Here is a 15,763-nt window from a genome sequence, read left to right on the forward strand (position 1 = left end):
AGAAATTAGCAAGTTATTTATGTTGCGTTGCATTAAATTTCATCCCACACCTCAACATTGAGCTGACTAAAAATATTTGGCATTGGGTGAGTAGCCAGATCAAAAGGATATAAATGAGTAATAAACCAAAGATCTTAGTAAGTAGAGCAATCTTTCCTGATCAACTAGCGGAGCTGGAGAAATCTTTTGAGGTTCGATCCAATCAGGCTGACCAAGTCTTTACCCCAGCAGAGTTACAAAAAGAGTTGTCAAACGTAGTCGGTGCATTAGTAACCGGTAGCGAGCGAATAGATGCAAGTGCTTTGCAAAATGCTAAAGATTTAAAAATAGCAGCGAATATTGCAGTGGGCTATAACAATTTTGATGTCCCTGCGATGAGTGCGGCAGGAGTGATGGCTACGAATACTCCAGATGTATTGACGGATACCACCGCTGATTTTGGCTTTGCTTTGTTGATGTCAACCGCAAGGCGTATTTCAGAATCTGAACATTGGATCAGAAATGGTCAGTGGGATAAATGGTCTATTGTCCATAACCCGCTTGGTATGGATTTGCATCACAGCACCATTGGCATTATTGGCATGGGTCGTATTGGTCAAGGCATTGCAAAGCGCGCACTCGGTTTTGGTATGAAAGTGGTTTATCACAACCGTAGCCGTTTACCTGAGGCAAATGAAAAAGCATGTGAAGCGAGTTATGTCTCCAAAGAAGAGCTGCTTCGAACCGCAGATCACGTTGTACTTGTTCTGCCTTACACGCCTCAAAATCATCACACGATTAGCGCTGCAGAAATTGCGCTGATGAAACCCACCGCAACCCTAATTAATATTGCCCGTGGCGGCATTGTGGATGATGCGGCTTTAGCGCAAGCATTGCAAAGTGGCAAGATTTTTGCAGCGGGCTTAGATGTTTTTGAGGGCGAGCCTCAAGTGCATCCAGAGTTACTCAAGTGCAGCAATATTGTCTTGGCCCCGCACATTGCTAGTGCTACAGAAAAAACGCGTAGAGCGATGGTAGATCTTGCAGTAGAGAATTTGCGAGCAGCGCTTGATGGGAAAAAACCACCAAGCTTAATTAATACAGAAGTATTTAAAGCCTAACTTAAAAAACTAATCTGCTTCTATTTCTTCTGGGAGCTCGCGAAGAGCAAGTTCAATTCCACCAAATTTACCTGCTACCCAGTTGTAGACCTTGCAAGCAATCCATAGCAAAGCAAAACCAAGTAGAGCATTCAGAATCAATGCAGAGAGAACGGTAAATCCAGGAATAGCGCCGTCACGAATAAAGGCTACAAACAAGGCTAACAACACAATCGGTACAGAGAAACAGAGATAAACCAAAACCAGAGTTTTGGCGGTATGCATTGGATCTACGTAGACAATTTCTTTTTTGGTGAGTTTCATGAGGTGCAATCTTAAAGCAGTCCGTCGAAAAGCGCCACATCTACCCAGTCACCGGCCGCCACATTTCCTTGGTCGTGAGCTAGGATGACAAAGCAATTTGCCTCACTCATTGATCGTAAAATTCCAGCACCTTGGCTACCGGTCAGCTTGACTGTAGGCTTCCCATCGGGACCACGCCCCATAACGGCACGCTGAAATTCTGTCCGACCCGGTTTTTTCCGAATCGGTGCCTCGGCAATTGCTTGGGTCATTAGCTGCTCAGTTTGGCTTGCGCCGTTGAGTTGCAATAAAGCCGAGCGAACAAATTGGTAGAAGGTCACCATGACTGCGACGGGATTGCCAGGCAGGCCAAAGAAGAGGGTTTTTCGGCTAGAGCCATTAACGGGCTTGAGAATTCCAAAAGCCATAGGGCGACCTGGGCGCATGGCGATTTTCCAAAAGCCCACATCACCCAGTTCTTGCATGATTTGCTTGGTAAAGTCTGCCTCACCAACAGAGACCCCACCAGAAGAGATCAGAACATCTGCTTTAGAGGCGGCCTCTATAAAGGCGGCTTTGAGTGAGGCAGGATCATCGCGCACAATACCGCAGTCAAAAATTTCTAGATTGAGTCGGTTTAGAAGTCCAGTCAGGCTATAGCGATTACTGTCATAAATACTGCCCGTATCTAAAGCTTGCCCTAGAGGACGTAATTCATCTCCAGAGGAAAGAATGGCCACCTTGAGTTTGCGATGTACTTTGAGGCTGGCGATTCCCAGGGACGCAGCAAGGCCAAGGTCGGACGGTCGCAATAAGCGACCAGCAGCAATAGCGGCTTTACCGCTTTGCAAATCTTCGCCACGCAAGCGGCGGTTCTCTCCACGCTTCACTTGATTTTGTTTAAAACCTACAGTTGACTCACTTACGGATTTGGTAAATTCTTGAGGAATGACGGTATCGCAGCCCTTGGGCATGACGGCACCCGTCATGATCTTGAGGCATTCGCCTGCGCCAACAGTAGCTTCATAAGGTTTACCAGCATAGGCTGTGCCAACGATCTTCAAGGTGGCTATCGTCTCCTTATTTCCCAGGCAATCCCCATTAAATGCAAATCCATCCATGGCAGAGTTATCGGCAGCAGGGACATCTATCGGAGAAAGCAAGTCTTCCGCCAAAATGCGATTAATCGCTTGATCCAAAGTGACTAACTCAATATCACTCGCATTATTGAGCTTGCGAGACTCCAAAAGTAATTCATTAACTAGGCCTGAGATAGCCTTACGTGCTTCATCCACATGGAGTGAGGCAGTCAAGAGAATGGGGCTGTTTGGAGAGTGCTTGATTGAATCGGTCATGACGATACTTTTTCTAAGGCAGCTAGTTCTTCTGGTGTGTTGACGTTAGCAAATGCTTGAGCATTTTCAAATACGACAGTAGCAGAGCGTAATTCTTTAAACCAGCGGTCAATCTTTAAATCTCCTTTACTTAAAAAGGCGTTTAAAGAATCTTGCAAATCACTTTTCATTAAGCAGAAAACCGGTTGGGACCAAGTCTTGCCGTCATCCTCTTTTGAGGAAGCAAAGACAAGCTCTAAATCATCATCTTCCAGTTGGTGTGCCATCTTTTCGGCAAGATCGGTTGGCAACAAAGGGGAGTCACAAGGCGATGTCAGCAAGTAGGGCGTTTTGCAATGTTTCAGTCCAACCGAGAAGCCAGCTAGTGGGCCAGAAAAATCCGGAGTTTCATCCATGAGCACGGGATAGCCATAGTGTGAATACTTCGTAATACTGCGGTTGGCATTAATCAGAATAGTGCTGACTTGAGGTTTGAGTCGGCTGATGGCCGATTCAATGAGAGGCTTGCCATGAAAGGGAATTAAGCCCTTATCAATACCACCCATTCTTTGGGCGCGGCCCCCTGCCAAAATGAGCCCCGTAATGTGTTCTGAGCTAATCATTAGCCGCCGATGTAAGACATCTCTACTTTGCGAGTGGAATTTGATCCAACGGTGTTGGATCCCCGAATTTCTGAGTAGTGGTCATTTCGTCCAGACCATGTTGACATGATGGCGTTGGCAATTTCTAGATCACTTCTACCGGAACGCAATAGCGTTTTGAAATCAAAACCTTCGTTTGCAAATAGGCAAAGATAGAGCTGACCATCTGTAGAGATACGAGCGCGCGTGCACTCGTGACAAAAAGTTTGTGTGACGCTAGATATAAAGCCAATTTCACCAGAGCCATCAAGATAGCGCCAGCGCTGGGCTACTTCACCATGGTAGTTGGCTTCAATAGGCTCTATCGGAAAGACAGCATGAATACGATTAGCAACTTCTTGTGAGGGGAGTACTTGAGACATATCCCAGCCATTAGAGCTACCCACATCCATAAATTCAATAAAGCGCAGTGTCACGCCGCTGCCTTTAAAGTGCTTAGCCATGTTAATAATTTCTTGGTCATTTGTACCTTTCTTGACCACCATGTTGACTTTGAGATTGGTGAAGCCCGCCTCTTGAGCTGCAGTAATTCCATCAAGTACATCTGTAACTGGAAAGTCGACATCATTCATTTTCTTGAAGATGTCATTATTCAGGCCATCAAGGCTAATGGTGAGGCGATGCAAGCCTGCCGCTTTTAATGCAGCTGCCTTCTTGCGCAAAATACTGCCATTCGTAGTTAAAGTAAGATCAAGTGGCTGATCTGCCGTGGTGCGAATCTTCGCTAGCATCTCAATCAACACTTCGAGATTTTTGCGCAGCAAAGGCTCGCCACCTGTGAGACGAATTTTTTCTACACCCAGTGAAGCAAAGATAGTCGTTAAACGGGTGATCTCTTCAAAGCTGAGTAATTCATCATGGGAGAGATAGGGATAATCTTTATCAAAGATTTCCTTAGGCATGCAATAGGTGCAGCGGAAATTACAGCGATCAGTGACGGAGATGCGTAAATCTCTTAGCGGGCGTCCGCGGGTATCTTTGGTTGAGGCATTAGCAGCCAAAAGCTGTCCTGGTATGGACGGCGTCAGACCTTTACCTTCATCTAAACGTATAGGGATTACTTTTTCAACCATGTCTAATTATGGCCGTGAAACCGTGTTTCTGCCAAACTGCCAAATATCCTTGTGGGATAAATAGCAGTCTGGAGAAATTAGATTAAACAGTTTTTTCTTGGCCGCCAGTTTCAACTAAAACCATCGGACCATTTTGCAAACTAACAGTTGCCTTAGGAGTTCTGCCGATTGGCAAAATTTCTGGCTCTGCTTGAATTTGCGACTGCGCTTCTTGATGCTTGCTAGAATCCGTTGATACCCAGACCATGCCAGCAGACTGAACTACGCTATGTAATGGAGTCTCCTCGAGTGCCTGGAAGGCAACCTTGGGCAGCTCAGGCATCGGTTTAGCGATCACTTCAATTGCTGGAGCTGATGCAGCTACTGGAGTAGATGCTGGAGCAGCGTTCTCCGTGCGATTGCTTTGACGCGGTGCACGTTGCTCTCTTGGTTCTCTAGGCGCACGTGGTGCACGCTCTTTCACTTCGTTAGAGGCTATAGGCGCAGTTATGTGTCCAAAGCTTTGGGCAAGGTTCTGAATCGGCATTGAAGCAGATGCTCCGGCCACTCCTACTGGAGGACCTGAAAATGAAGTCGCTACCGCAACAACAGAAGCAATTGCTGCATCACCAGTAGATTCAGTGCGCTCGCCACGTTGACCACGACCACGACCACGACGGTTACGACCACGACCACGACGCTCTTCGCCATCTGCGCTAGGAGTTGCATCAGTCCCAGGAGTAGCTTCAGTAGCTGGAGTTACCGTAGCTTGATTTTCTGGCTTCGGATTTTGATTATTCTGGTTGCGATTGCCGTTATTCCCGTTGCGGTTGCGACTGTCTTGGCGGCCCCGACCTGAACCCGCTTCGCGTGGAGCATTTGCACCTTCAGTGCTTGCTGCACCTTCAGCTGGACGTTCAGCACGATCGTTACGCTCACCACGACGACCACGATTGCGATTGCGATCGCCATTACGGTTGTTTGGATTGCGACCACGTTGTGCGCTAGGAGCAGGCTCTGATTCTGGTTTAGGCGCTGATGAGAATAGACCTTTAATGAATCCGAAGAATCCGCCAGTGCTAGCAGTTTCTGCAGCTGCCTTTTCAGTACGTGTAGGGCGTGGCTGACTTACTGGCGCTGGTGCATTTGGCGTAATACCTTTGACAGCAGCTTCAGGGCGAACTTTAACGTCTGCATCTTTACGACTTACAGCAGTATCCGTTTCGAGTTCACGCGCAGCTTCTTCAGCCATCACGTAACTAGCCTTTTGATCATCAAGACGTGGATCATCATGACGTAAACGCTCAAGCTTGTAATGCGGTGTTTCTAAATGCTTATTCGGAACCATCAAGACATTCACTTTGAAGCGTGACTCGATCTTGATTACTTCGGCACGTTTCTCATTAAGTAAGAATGCAGCCACTTCGACTGGAACTTGCGTATGAATAGCGGCAGTGTTTTCTTTCATTGCCTCTTCTTGGATGATGCGCAAGACTTGCAATGCAGAAGATTCAGTATCGCGAATATGACCAGTGCCATTACAACGTGGGCAGGTGACGTGACTACCTTCAGAGAGCGCAGGACGTAAACGCTGACGGGACATTTCCATCAAACCAAATTTGGAGATCTTGCCCATCTGAACACGGGCACGGTCATGACGCAAAGCATCGCGAAGGCGATTCTCAACATCTTTCTGTGCCTTACTTGATTCCATATCAATGAAGTCAATTACGATCAAACCGCCCAAGTCACGTAAACGTGCTTGACGGGCGATTTCATCGGCAGCTTCTAAGTTGGTGCGAGTAGCAGTCTCTTCAATATCGGAGCCACGGGTTGCACGTGCAGAGTTGACGTCTACTGAAACCAAGGCTTCTGTATGGTCAATCACAATTGCGCCGCCTGAAGGCAATGGCACGGTACGTGAGTATGCAGTTTCAATCTGATGTTCAATTTGGAAGCGGGAGAACAATGGAACATCGTCCTGGTAACGCTTCACTCTTGGCAGGTTATCTGGCATTACTACTGACATAAATGCCGCAGCTTGTTCGTAGATGTCATCGGTATCAATGAGGATCTCACCAATATCCGGCTGGAAGTAATCACGAATCGCACGAATCACTAAGCTTGATTCGAGGTAAATTAATAGTGGTGCTGAATTGCCTTTAGCGGCTTCATCAATTGCTGTCCACAACTGCATAAGATAACTTAAATCCCATTGCAATTCAGTAGCATCGCGGCCAATACCTGCGGTACGAGCAATGATGCTCATGCCATCCGGTACTTCTAATTGAGACATCGCTTCACGGAGTTCTTGACGGTCTTCGCCTTCAATACGACGAGAAACGCCGCCTCCACGTGGGTTGTTTGGCATTAATACTAAATAGCGACCTGCTAAGGAGACGAAAGACGTAAGAGCAGCGCCTTTTTGGCCGCGCTCTTCTTTTTCTACCTGAACAATAATTTCTTGGCCTTCACGTAAGGCATCTTTAATAGAGGCATTACGGACATCGACACCCTCTTTAAAGTAGGTACGCGCAACTTCTTTAAATGGCAGGAAGCCATGGCGTTCTTCGCCGTAATTTACAAAGCAAGCTTCGAGTGAAGGCTCAATGCGAGTAATAACACCTTTGTAAATATTGCCTTTGCGTTGTTCACGACCGGCAGCTTCGATATCGATATCGATCAGTTTTTGACCATCGACGATGGCAACTCGCAACTCTTCTTGTTGAGTTGCATTAAATAACATGCGTTTCATAACACTCTCCTATTGGGAGTGTGTCGTTGCGCGCTGCGTTAGGGACAAGTTAGATACCGCTTGGGGCATAGCCCATTGGCGGCTTTGGAGTGTGGATCAAGCTAATCCAGGCTTCTTTTGCCTGGTACACCATGTTCAATTAAACCGGTGCCACACTTGACGATCGCCGCAGAGACCTCCTTTAGGTCATCAATGCAGGCGCGCGCCTGAAAACTGTCTTCTAATCGCGGGTCGCGGCATACGGCACACCAACCCTGCGCCTCATTACAACGGGGGAGGGGCAACCCCGGGAGTCTATTAAGGGCGACTCCAAGCTCCACGATCCAAACCTGAATCAGGTTTGTCTCGGGCCAATAAATTGGCTAGAGCGTTGATTATACGGCACAAGTTGAAGGACAATGGGGTATTGTTAAGTCCCTTGTCGACCCCCGTCGGGGTGGCAAGAGAGATAAATCATGAAATCCGAACCTATTTCCAAGCCCTTACAGGTCAAAACCAGTGCCCCAGCCGCTGTTCATCTTCAGACTATTGGTCCAGAAGAGGCTGGCCAGCGCCTAGATAACTATCTACTACGTTGGGCAAAAGGGGTTCCCAAAAGCCACGTTTATCGGATTATTCGCTCCGGCGAGGTTCGGGTGAATAAGAAAAGGGCTGAGCCGACTACGCGCTTAATTGAGGGGGATGTCATCAGAGTCCCGCCAGTACGTATTGCAGAGCCTGCCCAAATGGCGGCCGTCAATACCGCTCAAATAAAGTCCCGGGCGCAGGGGTATTCCGTCAAAATGCCCATTTTGTTCGAGGATGAAGCTCTATTAATAGTAAATAAACCAGCAGGTTTGGCAGTTCATGGAGGTTCAGGAATCGCCCTGGGCGTGATTGAGACCCTGCGTATTACCCGCCCCGAACTCAAATTCTTGGAATTGGTTCATCGCTTGGATCGAGATACATCAGGCGTATTACTCTTGGCTAAAAAGCGGAGCGCTTTGGTAGAACTGCATCGCCAGATTCGCGAAGGGCAAACAGACAAGCGCTATTACTTGCTAGCCCATGGGGAAATTGCTCAGGGCGCAGGCACGATGCAACTCAAGTTTGCATTGCATAAATACCTATTAGCTAATGGCGAGCGTCGCGTTCGTGTTGACCCAGACGGCCTACCAAGCCATACCGCTTTACGTGTTAATCAAGTAATGAAACGTGGAGAGGTGGCGATTACCTTAGCCGAGGCTCAACTCAAAACGGGACGTACTCATCAAATCCGCGTACACCTCCAAAAATTAGGACACTCGATTTTGGGTGACGATAAATACGGCTTTGAAGATCAAGACAAGATTGTGAAGTCCAAGCGCCTATATTTGCACGCCCACTTAGCAGGCTTTACTCATCCACGTACTGGCGAGAAAATGCGTATCGAATCACCACTACCCGCTGAATTTGCAGCAATGATGAAAACTTTTGAAGCGCCCAATAATGCTTGAAGAACAAAAGCCCGATAGACGTTACGACCTGATCGTCTGGGATTGGGATGGAACCATCATGGATTCCACGCCGACAATCGTCGACTGCATTCAGCAAGCTTGCCGTGATTTGGGTTTCAAAGAGCCTGATGACACTTTAGCTAGCTCGGTCATTGGTTTGGGTATTCAGGATTCGCTGAGAAGAGCAGTGCCTTGGATTGAGCCAGCCCATTTCCCTAATTTAACGGAGCGCTTTCGATTTCACTACCTAGCTAAAGATCACGAGCTCGATTTATTTCCAGGTATTCGTGAATTACTCCAGAGCCTACGCGAGGATGGTTATCTCTTAGGCGTTGCTACTGGTAAATCTCGCGTGGGATTGGATCGATCCTTAAAGCATCATCAGTTGGAGCGGATGTTCCACGAAACTCGTACTGCAGACGAGTCTTTCTCGAAGCCCCATCCCGGAATGCTCTTAGAGCTTTCAGATGTGATGCAAGTCCCCATGCGTCGCATGTTGATGATTGGGGATACCACCCATGATTTAGATATGGCAGCCAATGCAGGTGTAGATGCGGTAGCGGTAACGTATGGCGCGCATCCTCCGAGTACTTTAAAAGAAGCGCCATCACTGATGCATGTGGATGATGTCGCGCAGTTAGCAACTTGGCTAAGTCAGAATCTCACTGTTAAAAACTAGCTTGTAAAAAGGATTAAAAAGATGGATCAAAATCAATCTGAGAATGCAAATCAACATTGGGAGCGTCAAGCACTTGAGCACTTACTTCTTGAGAATCTAAAAGAGACTCGTAAGGCGCGTCGCTGGAAAGCAGTGTTTCGTGTTCTCACCCTTCTGGTCTTTGTTGGCGTAATACTGACGGTATTTGATTTTCATCTGCCAGGGCGCGGCATGGGAATGGAAAAGCACACTGCCCTAGTCACGCTAGAGGGGGAGATTTCTTCAAGTTCGATGGCTAATGCTTTGGATATCAATTCATCGCTTACCGCTGCTTTTGAGAACGAAAATAGTGCAGGGGTAGTCTTGCGTATTAATAGTCCTGGGGGCTCTCCAGTTCAGGCTGGCATGATGAATGATGAAATTCATCGCTTGCGTAAACTCTACCCAGGTAAACCGTTTTATGTCGTAGTAGAAGATATCTGCGCTTCAGGTGGTTACTACGTCGCTGTTGCAGGCGACCAAATTTTGGTCGATAAGGCGAGCTTAGTGGGATCTATTGGCGTGATCATGGAAGGCTTTGGCTTTACTGGCTTGATGGATAAATTAGGCGTGACTCGTCGCATGATTACTGCAGGCTCGAACAAGGGGATGATGGATCCATTCTCCAAAGAAAATCCACAGCAAGTAGAAATGATTAAAACGATGATTGATGAGATTCATCAGCAATTTATTGCGGTGGTCAAAGCAGGTCGTGGTGATCGTTTAAAAGAAACTCCAGAAATGTTTTCGGGCCGCGTTTGGAATGGCGAGCAAGCAATCAAAATTGGTTTAGTGGATGGTTTTGGAACAGTAGAGACCGTGGCGCGCGATATCTTCAAAGCGCCAGATATTCTCGACTACACCATGAAAGAGAATTTTGCTGAACGTGTTGCTAAACGTTTCGGTGCTGAAGTTGGTGCTGCAGCAGGTAAGGCTTTAATTAAGACGCCCGATCTAAAATAAAAACGCCAGACAAGTAAGGTAGCAAACGCAAAACACTTAGGCCAGCAATAGAAATACTGCTGGCCTATTTTGTAATGAGGCGCAGGCAGCTTCATTTTGAAAGCGCTTGCGCCAATCTGCAATTGATAGCGTAGTGATCATCTCAGTTGGCAAGCTCAGATCCATTCCCATGCAAAGCATTGATTGTGGTGACAGTGTATTCAGGCAGGCCATCAGCATTGCAGTATTGCGGTACGGCGTCTCAATCCAAATTTGCGTCTGCTGTAATTTTCGAGACTCTACTTCCAGCTGTTTCAGTCGCGCAGTACGATCTTGAGCATCATGCGGAACATAACCCTGAAACGCAAAGCGTTGACCATTTAAACCGCTGGCCATCAGGCCCAGCAAAATAGAGCTTGGACCAACCAAAGGTTTCACTTTGGCGCCCAGCTTATGCGCTGCCAGTACGAGTTCTGCACCAGGATCCGCCACCCCCGGAACGCCAGCTTCTGACATGAGGCCCATGTCCTTACCGGCGATGAGGGGCTTGAGTAAATCCATTGGTTTAACGGCGTCACCATACTTAGCATTGCGTGCAACACCGCGCCACTCGCTCATCTGCATTTCTTGAATAGTGCAAGCTAAAGGCGAAACAGTGTCGACTGCTTTTAAAAAAGCACGGGCTGTTTTTGCATCCTCCACAATCCAGTGGGTGAGCTTGGCAGTTTGGGTAATAGTTTCACTTGGCAAAACCCAAGGTAACTGATCCACCCGAGCATCATCGCCCAATGTATTAGGAATTAAAAAGAGGGTGCCTGGCGTTGAACTCATTATTTTTTACCTGGAATAACAAAGCCAGCTTCACGCAATAGGCTGCTTAGTGCAATTAATGGTAAGCCAATTAATGCAGTGGGATCATCGCTTTTGATGGATTCCAAGAGTGAGATTCCTAAGCCTTCAGACTTAGCGCTACCAGCACAGTCATAGGGCTCTTCGGCATGGAGGTAGGCCTCCAGAACATCATCAGTAAGTTTGCGAAAGGTAACCTCCGTAGGAATATTGATTGTTGTTTCGAAATCGCCATGCATCAGACACAGCGCTGTTTGAAAAGTCACAGTGGCACCACGCATGAGTTGCAGTTGCGCCATGGCGCGCTCAAAGTTTCCCGGCTTACCAATAGCCGCTCCACACAGGTCGGCCACTTGATCTGAGCCAATCACCCAAGCTTCTGGATGATCTTTGGCCACTGCCGTAGCTTTTGCTTGAGCTAAGCGCAAGGCTAAATTCACAGTGTCTTCTCCTGGGAGAGGGGTTTCATCCACCTGGGGAGAGATGACATCAAAGGGAATACGCAGGCGCTCTAAAAGCTCCCGACGGTAGACCGAGGTAGATGCCAGAATTAGTTTTTTTGCAGAATTACTCATCGCTACTCGTACTTTCGCTAAAGCCTTCATTTAGACTGATGTCATGAATCGTAATCAAGTTTTACCTCAAGTTGAGCTATCCGTTGATCCCAAGGCTTTGAGCCGGATCGACTTTTGCGCCCCTCAGTCCTATAAAGGGACTGGATTTTTGGAGATTTCAGTCCTGCCTAGGCTGACTGATGAGGCCTCTAGTATTGAGCCGGGCGATGGCTTTCATTGGGAATTAAAGACCCATTTTGCAGATTCTCCTGGTTCTGAGCCTCGGCAAATTCTGAAATTAGCTGTAAAAGGCCGTATTCACCTAGTTTGTCAGAGCTGTTTGCAGGATTGCGTTCTAGAGTTAGCTCAAGAGAGTCGATTTGTCATGGTGGCCACCGAGGAGGAGGCTGACGCCTTTCCTATGGAAGATGATCAACAAGAGCCTTTGGTGGCAAGTCAGCACTTTGATCTTCTAGGGCTGATTGAGGATGAAATCCTCTTATCCGTGCCCTTAACTCCGAAGCATCCAGAAGGTGCTTGCCAGCCCCATGCCTCTTCATTTGGCGAGGGCGGCGAAGCTTTGGATACCCCTGAAAAACCCCAAAATCCCTTTAACATATTGAAAAATATGAAGAAAAATTGATTTAGCCCCGCCCTTTGGGGGTGGGTTTTCAAATCTGCTTTATCAGGAAATCAGGCATTTATCTCAATTTACATGCTAGAATGTCGCCTTGCTTAGGAGTTCAATATGGCCGTCCAACAGAATAAAAAATCCCCATCCAAACGTGGCATGCACCGTGCGCACGACTTTTTGACCGCACCTGCTACGGCTGTTGAAGCCACAACTGGTGAGGCTCATTTGCGCCACCACATTTCACCAAACGGCTACTACCGTGGTCGTAAAGTTGTTAAAACAAAAAACGACTAATCCTTTAGTCTGAAAGATAGAAGCGGCTCCAGTTAAAGCCGCTTTTTTCTTTGAAAAAACCCACTTGCAGCAATACCTGATTTTATGAGCGTCACACTTGCCATCGATGCTATGGGCGGAGATCACGGGATAGTTGTTACTGTTCCGGCTTGTTGCGATTTTCTCGAAAAACATACTGATGTGAAGATTGTTTTAGTTGGAAATTCGGAGGCGCTCGAGCAAGCCTTGAGTCAATTTCCAAAAGCGCTAATGGAGCGCATTCAAATTATTTCCGCTAGTGAAGTCGTCTCGATGGATGACCCCATTGAGGTGGCATTGCGTCGTAAAAAAGATTCTTCCATGCGAGTTGCTATCGAGCAGGTTAAAGAAGGTCTGGCTGACGCGATCATTTCCTCTGGCAATACCGGCGCCTTGATGGCCATCTCTCGCTATGTTCTCAAAACGCTGGATGGTGTGGATCGCCCCGCAATTGCTACTGCAATCCCGAATGAAAAAGGGCGCGGTACCACGATGTTAGATCTTGGTGCTAACGCAGATTGTGAGCCTATGCATCTGGTGCAATTTGCACAAATGGCTAACGTGATGGTTCAAGTAGTCGATGGCACACAAAATCCTTCTATCGGTCTTCTGAATATCGGTGAAGAAGTGATTAAAGGTAATGAAGTAGTGAAGCAGACTAGTGAGTTGCTGCGCCAAATAAACCTCAACTTTTATGGCAACGTAGAAGGCAATGATATTTTTAAAGGCACTACGGATATTGTGGTGTGTGATGGCTTTGTTGGCAACGTTGTCCTAAAGGCAAGCGAAGGCTTGGCAAAGATGATGAGTGGCTTAATTAAACAAGAATTCAATCGCTCATGGCTGACTAAACTCATGGCGATCTGTGCCATGGTGCCCTTATTACGTGTTCGCAAGCGTGTGGATCATCGCCGCTATAACGGGGCGGTATTATTGGGTTTACGTGGTTGCGTGATTAAGAGCCACGGTTCAGCGGATCGTTTTGCATTTGGTTTTGCGCTCGAGCGCGCACATGAAGCAGCAAAAAATCGCATGGTAGAGCGTATCGCTCAAGCTTTTGCGGCGGAGACAAAATAATCATGAGCATCTACTCGCGGATAGCCGGAACTGGAAGTTATCTTCCAGAGCAGCGTTTGAGCAATCAAGACCTAGTTGAGCGTTTAGCGAAGATTGGTCTTGAAACTAGCGATGAATGGATTGTGACTAGAAGTGGAATTTACGCTCGTCACTTTGCTGCAGAAAATCAACTCACGAGTGATCTGGCAGTCAAGGCAGCCCAAGCGGCATTAGAGGCGGCTGGCTGCACTTCTGAAGATCTTGACCTCATTATTTTGGCGACATCCACACCAGATCATTTAGGTGGTTTTCCAAGTACAGCTTGCGTAGTGCAAGATAAGCTAGGCGCCCATACCAATTGCGCAGCATTCGATGTCCAGGCAGTCTGTGCTGGCTTTACTTATACACTCGCTATTGCAGATGCATTTATTCGTACGGGCACTTACAAAAAAGTATTAGTTCTCGGTGCAGAAACTTTCTCTCGTATTTTGGATTTCCAAGATCGCACTACTTCTGTTTTGTTTGGCGATGGTGCCGGCGCAGTGGTTCTCGAGGCTTCGAAGGAGCCAGGCATTTTGGCAACAACCTTGCATGCTGATGGCAGTCAACGCGATATTCTGTGTGTGCCAGGTCGTGCTAAGCAGGGTGGTGTAGAAGGCTCCGCTTACTTAACTATGGACGGCCCTGCGGTATTTAAGTTGGCCGTCAAAGTGCTTGAGCAAGTCGCTCATGAGGCTTTAGAAAAAGCCAATCTCAAGCCAGAGCAAATTGACTGGTTGGTGCCGCATCAAGCCAACATTCGGATCATGGAGAGCACGGCACGCAAGATGGGTATGTCAATGGACAAGGTCATTGTGACCGTCCATGAGCACGGCAATACTTCTGCGGCATCTATTCCGCTTGCGCTCGATGTTGGCGTGCGCTCTGGTCAAATTCAACGTGGTCAACATCTGTTGCTAGAGGGTGTGGGCGGTGGCTTTGCTTGGGGCGCAGCAGTAATAAAGTACTAAAGCGAAGTACTAAAGCAAAGCACAAAAGCTAAAAATACATTCACAACTATTATTCAGCGATTATTCCTATGACATTTGCATTTGTATTCCCTGGCCAAGGTTCCCAATCTGTTGGGATGCTCAACACCATTGCTGATCGCCCTGAAGTCCGCGAGACTTTGCAGGAAGCTTCAGAAGCTTTAGGTGAAGATGTTGCAAAACTCATTGCTGAGGGTCCTGCTGAGGCATTGTCCTTAACCACTAATACACAACCTGTGATGTTGACTGCAGCGATTGCGTTTTATCGCGCTTGGTTAGCTTCGGGCGGCGCCGTTCCGAAGATGATGGCTGGCCATAGCTTGGGCGAGTACTCTGCTTTAGTTGCTGCAGGCGTAATCTCTTTTAAAGATGCTGTGCCCTTGGTGCGTTTTCGTGCTGAGGCGATGCAGACAGCAGTACCAGTAGGTACTGGCGGTATGGCCGCAATCTTGGGTTTAGATGATACGATAGTGAAGACGGTTTGTGCTGAGGCTGCTTCAGCCTCTGGTGGTGTAGTGGAAGCAGTGAACTTCAATGCTCCAGGCCAAGTGGTAATCGCTGGTGGCAGTGACGCAGTGACTAAGGCTTGTGAATTACTCAAGGCAGCTGGCGCAAAACGTGCTTTGCCATTACCTGTATCCGCACCATTCCATTCATCATTGCTACAACCTGCTTCTGAAAAACTCAAAGGCTACTTGGCTGATATTGAATTTAAGGTTCCGACCATCTCCGTAGTCAATAACGTTGATGTCAATGTATTGAATGACCCAGCAGCTATTAAGGATGCCTTAGTGCGTCAAGCTGCCAAGCCTGTGCGTTGGCAAGAGACGATTAATGCGATGGCGCAGCAGGGAGTTACTCAAGTGGTTGAATGCGGCCCCGGCAAGGTACTGGCTGGATTAACTAAGCGCATCAATGAAAATATTGTTGGGTTGCCCATCTTCGATGAGCTCAGCCTCAATGAAGCCTTGGCTGCCGTAAAGTAACAATACGAATCAGCAATAGAAGAAATACGAAATAAAGAACGGAAG

The 15,763-nt window shown here is 47.5% G+C and carries 16 protein-coding genes; 9 read left to right on the forward strand and 7 right to left on the reverse strand.

From position 1 onward, the window contains the following. Positions 1–113 precede the first annotated feature (113 nt). Positions 114–1,100 (forward strand): 2-hydroxyacid dehydrogenase, encoded by a 987-nt coding sequence (locus tag ICN22_RS04185; protein ID WP_216169035.1) that lies wholly within the window; start codon positions 114–116, stop codon positions 1,098–1,100. A gap of 9 nt (positions 1,101–1,109) precedes the next feature. On the opposite strand, the gene ICN22_RS04190 is transcribed toward ICN22_RS04185, so the two are convergent. The 5 genes from ICN22_RS04190 to ICN22_RS04210 form a co-directional block, all read right to left on the reverse strand. Beyond that, complete coding sequence (locus tag ICN22_RS04190) at positions 1,110–1,403, reverse strand: hypothetical protein (protein ID WP_215304809.1); 294 nt, start codon at positions 1,401–1,403, stop codon at positions 1,110–1,112. A gap of 11 nt (positions 1,404–1,414) precedes the next feature. After that, positions 1,415–2,737 (reverse strand): molybdopterin molybdotransferase MoeA, encoded by a 1,323-nt coding sequence (gene moeA, locus ICN22_RS04195; protein ID WP_216169036.1) that lies wholly within the window; start codon positions 2,735–2,737, stop codon positions 1,415–1,417. After that, the gene (gene mobA, locus ICN22_RS04200; protein ID WP_216169037.1) at positions 2,734–3,339 is read right to left on the reverse strand and encodes a molybdenum cofactor guanylyltransferase MobA; all 606 of its coding nucleotides are present in this window, start codon (positions 3,337–3,339) and stop codon (positions 2,734–2,736) included. The genes moeA and mobA overlap by 4 nt, the downstream gene beginning before the upstream one ends. Beyond that, a complete protein-coding gene (gene moaA / locus ICN22_RS04205; RefSeq protein WP_216169038.1) occupies positions 3,339–4,451 on the reverse strand; it encodes a GTP 3',8-cyclase MoaA in 1,113 nt (370 codons plus the stop codon). The genes mobA and moaA overlap by 1 nt, the downstream gene beginning before the upstream one ends. 82 nt (positions 4,452–4,533) lie before the next feature. Continuing rightward, entirely contained in the window at positions 4,534–7,185 is a 2,652-nt protein-coding gene (locus ICN22_RS04210) for an Rne/Rng family ribonuclease (protein WP_216169039.1), read from the reverse strand. Between the two features lie 455 nt (positions 7,186–7,640). On the opposite strand from ICN22_RS04210, the gene ICN22_RS04215 reads away from it, so the two are divergent. From ICN22_RS04215 to ICN22_RS04225, 3 genes are read left to right on the forward strand one after another with little or no spacing between them, the layout of a single operon-like run. Continuing rightward, positions 7,641–8,660, forward strand: a complete 1,020-nt coding sequence (locus tag ICN22_RS04215; protein WP_216169040.1) for an RluA family pseudouridine synthase — start codon at positions 7,641–7,643, stop codon at positions 8,658–8,660. Next, a complete protein-coding gene (locus tag ICN22_RS04220; protein WP_216169041.1) occupies positions 8,653–9,339 on the forward strand; it encodes an HAD-IIIA family hydrolase in 687 nt (228 codons plus the stop codon). The genes ICN22_RS04215 and ICN22_RS04220 overlap by 8 nt, the downstream gene beginning before the upstream one ends. Before the next feature lie 21 nt (positions 9,340–9,360). After that, positions 9,361–10,320 (forward strand): S49 family peptidase, encoded by a 960-nt coding sequence (locus ICN22_RS04225; protein WP_216169042.1) that lies wholly within the window; start codon positions 9,361–9,363, stop codon positions 10,318–10,320. Positions 10,321–10,356: 36 nt separating this feature from the next. On the opposite strand, the gene ICN22_RS04230 is transcribed toward ICN22_RS04225, so the two are convergent. Together ICN22_RS04230 and ICN22_RS04235 are read right to left on the reverse strand one after the other, a co-directional pair. Further along, a complete protein-coding gene (locus ICN22_RS04230) occupies positions 10,357–11,130 on the reverse strand; it encodes an SAM-dependent methyltransferase (protein WP_216169043.1) in 774 nt (257 codons plus the stop codon). After that, the gene (locus ICN22_RS04235; protein ID WP_216169044.1) at positions 11,130–11,723 is read right to left on the reverse strand and encodes a Maf family nucleotide pyrophosphatase; all 594 of its coding nucleotides are present in this window, start codon (positions 11,721–11,723) and stop codon (positions 11,130–11,132) included. Before ICN22_RS04235 ends, ICN22_RS04230 begins: the two co-directional genes overlap by 1 nt. Before the next feature lie 43 nt (positions 11,724–11,766). Here ICN22_RS04235 and ICN22_RS04240 point away from each other — a divergent pair, with 43 nt between their 5' ends. The 5 genes from ICN22_RS04240 (at position 11,767) to fabD (ending at position 15,718) form a co-directional block, all read left to right on the forward strand. After that, on the forward strand, positions 11,767–12,345 hold the full coding sequence (locus ICN22_RS04240) for a YceD family protein (RefSeq protein WP_216169045.1): 579 nt from the start codon (positions 11,767–11,769) through the stop codon (positions 12,343–12,345). A gap of 105 nt (positions 12,346–12,450) precedes the next feature. After that, on the forward strand, positions 12,451–12,630 hold the full coding sequence (gene rpmF / locus ICN22_RS04245; protein ID WP_011902241.1) for a 50S ribosomal protein L32: 180 nt from the start codon (positions 12,451–12,453) through the stop codon (positions 12,628–12,630). A gap of 84 nt (positions 12,631–12,714) precedes the next feature. Beyond that, the gene (gene plsX / locus ICN22_RS04250; RefSeq protein WP_216169046.1) at positions 12,715–13,725 is read left to right on the forward strand and encodes a phosphate acyltransferase PlsX; all 1,011 of its coding nucleotides are present in this window, start codon (positions 12,715–12,717) and stop codon (positions 13,723–13,725) included. A gap of 2 nt (positions 13,726–13,727) precedes the next feature. After that, positions 13,728–14,714, forward strand: coding sequence for a beta-ketoacyl-ACP synthase III (locus tag ICN22_RS04255; RefSeq protein ID WP_216169047.1), 987 nt, complete (start codon positions 13,728–13,730; stop codon positions 14,712–14,714). A gap of 68 nt (positions 14,715–14,782) precedes the next feature. Next, a complete protein-coding gene (gene fabD, locus ICN22_RS04260; protein ID WP_216169048.1) occupies positions 14,783–15,718 on the forward strand; it encodes an ACP S-malonyltransferase in 936 nt (311 codons plus the stop codon). Positions 15,719–15,763: the final 45 nt, after the last annotated feature.

The organism is Polynucleobacter bastaniensis (assembly GCF_018882205.1).
Taxonomy (GTDB): domain Bacteria; phylum Pseudomonadota; class Gammaproteobacteria; order Burkholderiales; family Burkholderiaceae; genus Polynucleobacter; species Polynucleobacter bastaniensis.

Coding starts and splice junctions, on each gene's coding strand:
- ICN22_RS04185 (WP_216169035.1), top strand. CDS start 114: ATGAGTAATAAACCAAAGATCTTAGTAAGTAGAGCAATCTTTCCTGAT.
- ICN22_RS04190 (WP_215304809.1), bottom strand. CDS start 1,403: ATGAAACTCACCAAAAAAGAAATTGTCTACGTAGATCCAATGCATACC.
- moeA (WP_216169036.1), bottom strand. CDS start 2,737: ATGACCGATTCAATCAAGCACTCTCCAAACAGCCCCATTCTCTTGACT.
- mobA (WP_216169037.1), bottom strand. CDS start 3,339: ATGATTAGCTCAGAACACATTACGGGGCTCATTTTGGCAGGGGGCCGC.
- moaA (WP_216169038.1), bottom strand. CDS start 4,451: ATGGTTGAAAAAGTAATCCCTATACGTTTAGATGAAGGTAAAGGTCTG.
- ICN22_RS04210 (WP_216169039.1), bottom strand. CDS start 7,185: ATGAAACGCATGTTATTTAATGCAACTCAACAAGAAGAGTTGCGAGTT.
- ICN22_RS04215 (WP_216169040.1), top strand. CDS start 7,641: ATGAAATCCGAACCTATTTCCAAGCCCTTACAGGTCAAAACCAGTGCC.
- ICN22_RS04220 (WP_216169041.1), top strand. CDS start 8,653: ATGCTTGAAGAACAAAAGCCCGATAGACGTTACGACCTGATCGTCTGG.
- ICN22_RS04225 (WP_216169042.1), top strand. CDS start 9,361: ATGGATCAAAATCAATCTGAGAATGCAAATCAACATTGGGAGCGTCAA.
- ICN22_RS04230 (WP_216169043.1), bottom strand. CDS start 11,130: ATGAGTTCAACGCCAGGCACCCTCTTTTTAATTCCTAATACATTGGGC.
- ICN22_RS04235 (WP_216169044.1), bottom strand. CDS start 11,723: ATGAGTAATTCTGCAAAAAAACTAATTCTGGCATCTACCTCGGTCTAC.
- ICN22_RS04240 (WP_216169045.1), top strand. CDS start 11,767: ATGAATCGTAATCAAGTTTTACCTCAAGTTGAGCTATCCGTTGATCCC.
- rpmF (WP_011902241.1), top strand. CDS start 12,451: ATGGCCGTCCAACAGAATAAAAAATCCCCATCCAAACGTGGCATGCAC.
- plsX (WP_216169046.1), top strand. CDS start 12,715: ATGAGCGTCACACTTGCCATCGATGCTATGGGCGGAGATCACGGGATA.
- ICN22_RS04255 (WP_216169047.1), top strand. CDS start 13,728: ATGAGCATCTACTCGCGGATAGCCGGAACTGGAAGTTATCTTCCAGAG.
- fabD (WP_216169048.1), top strand. CDS start 14,783: ATGACATTTGCATTTGTATTCCCTGGCCAAGGTTCCCAATCTGTTGGG.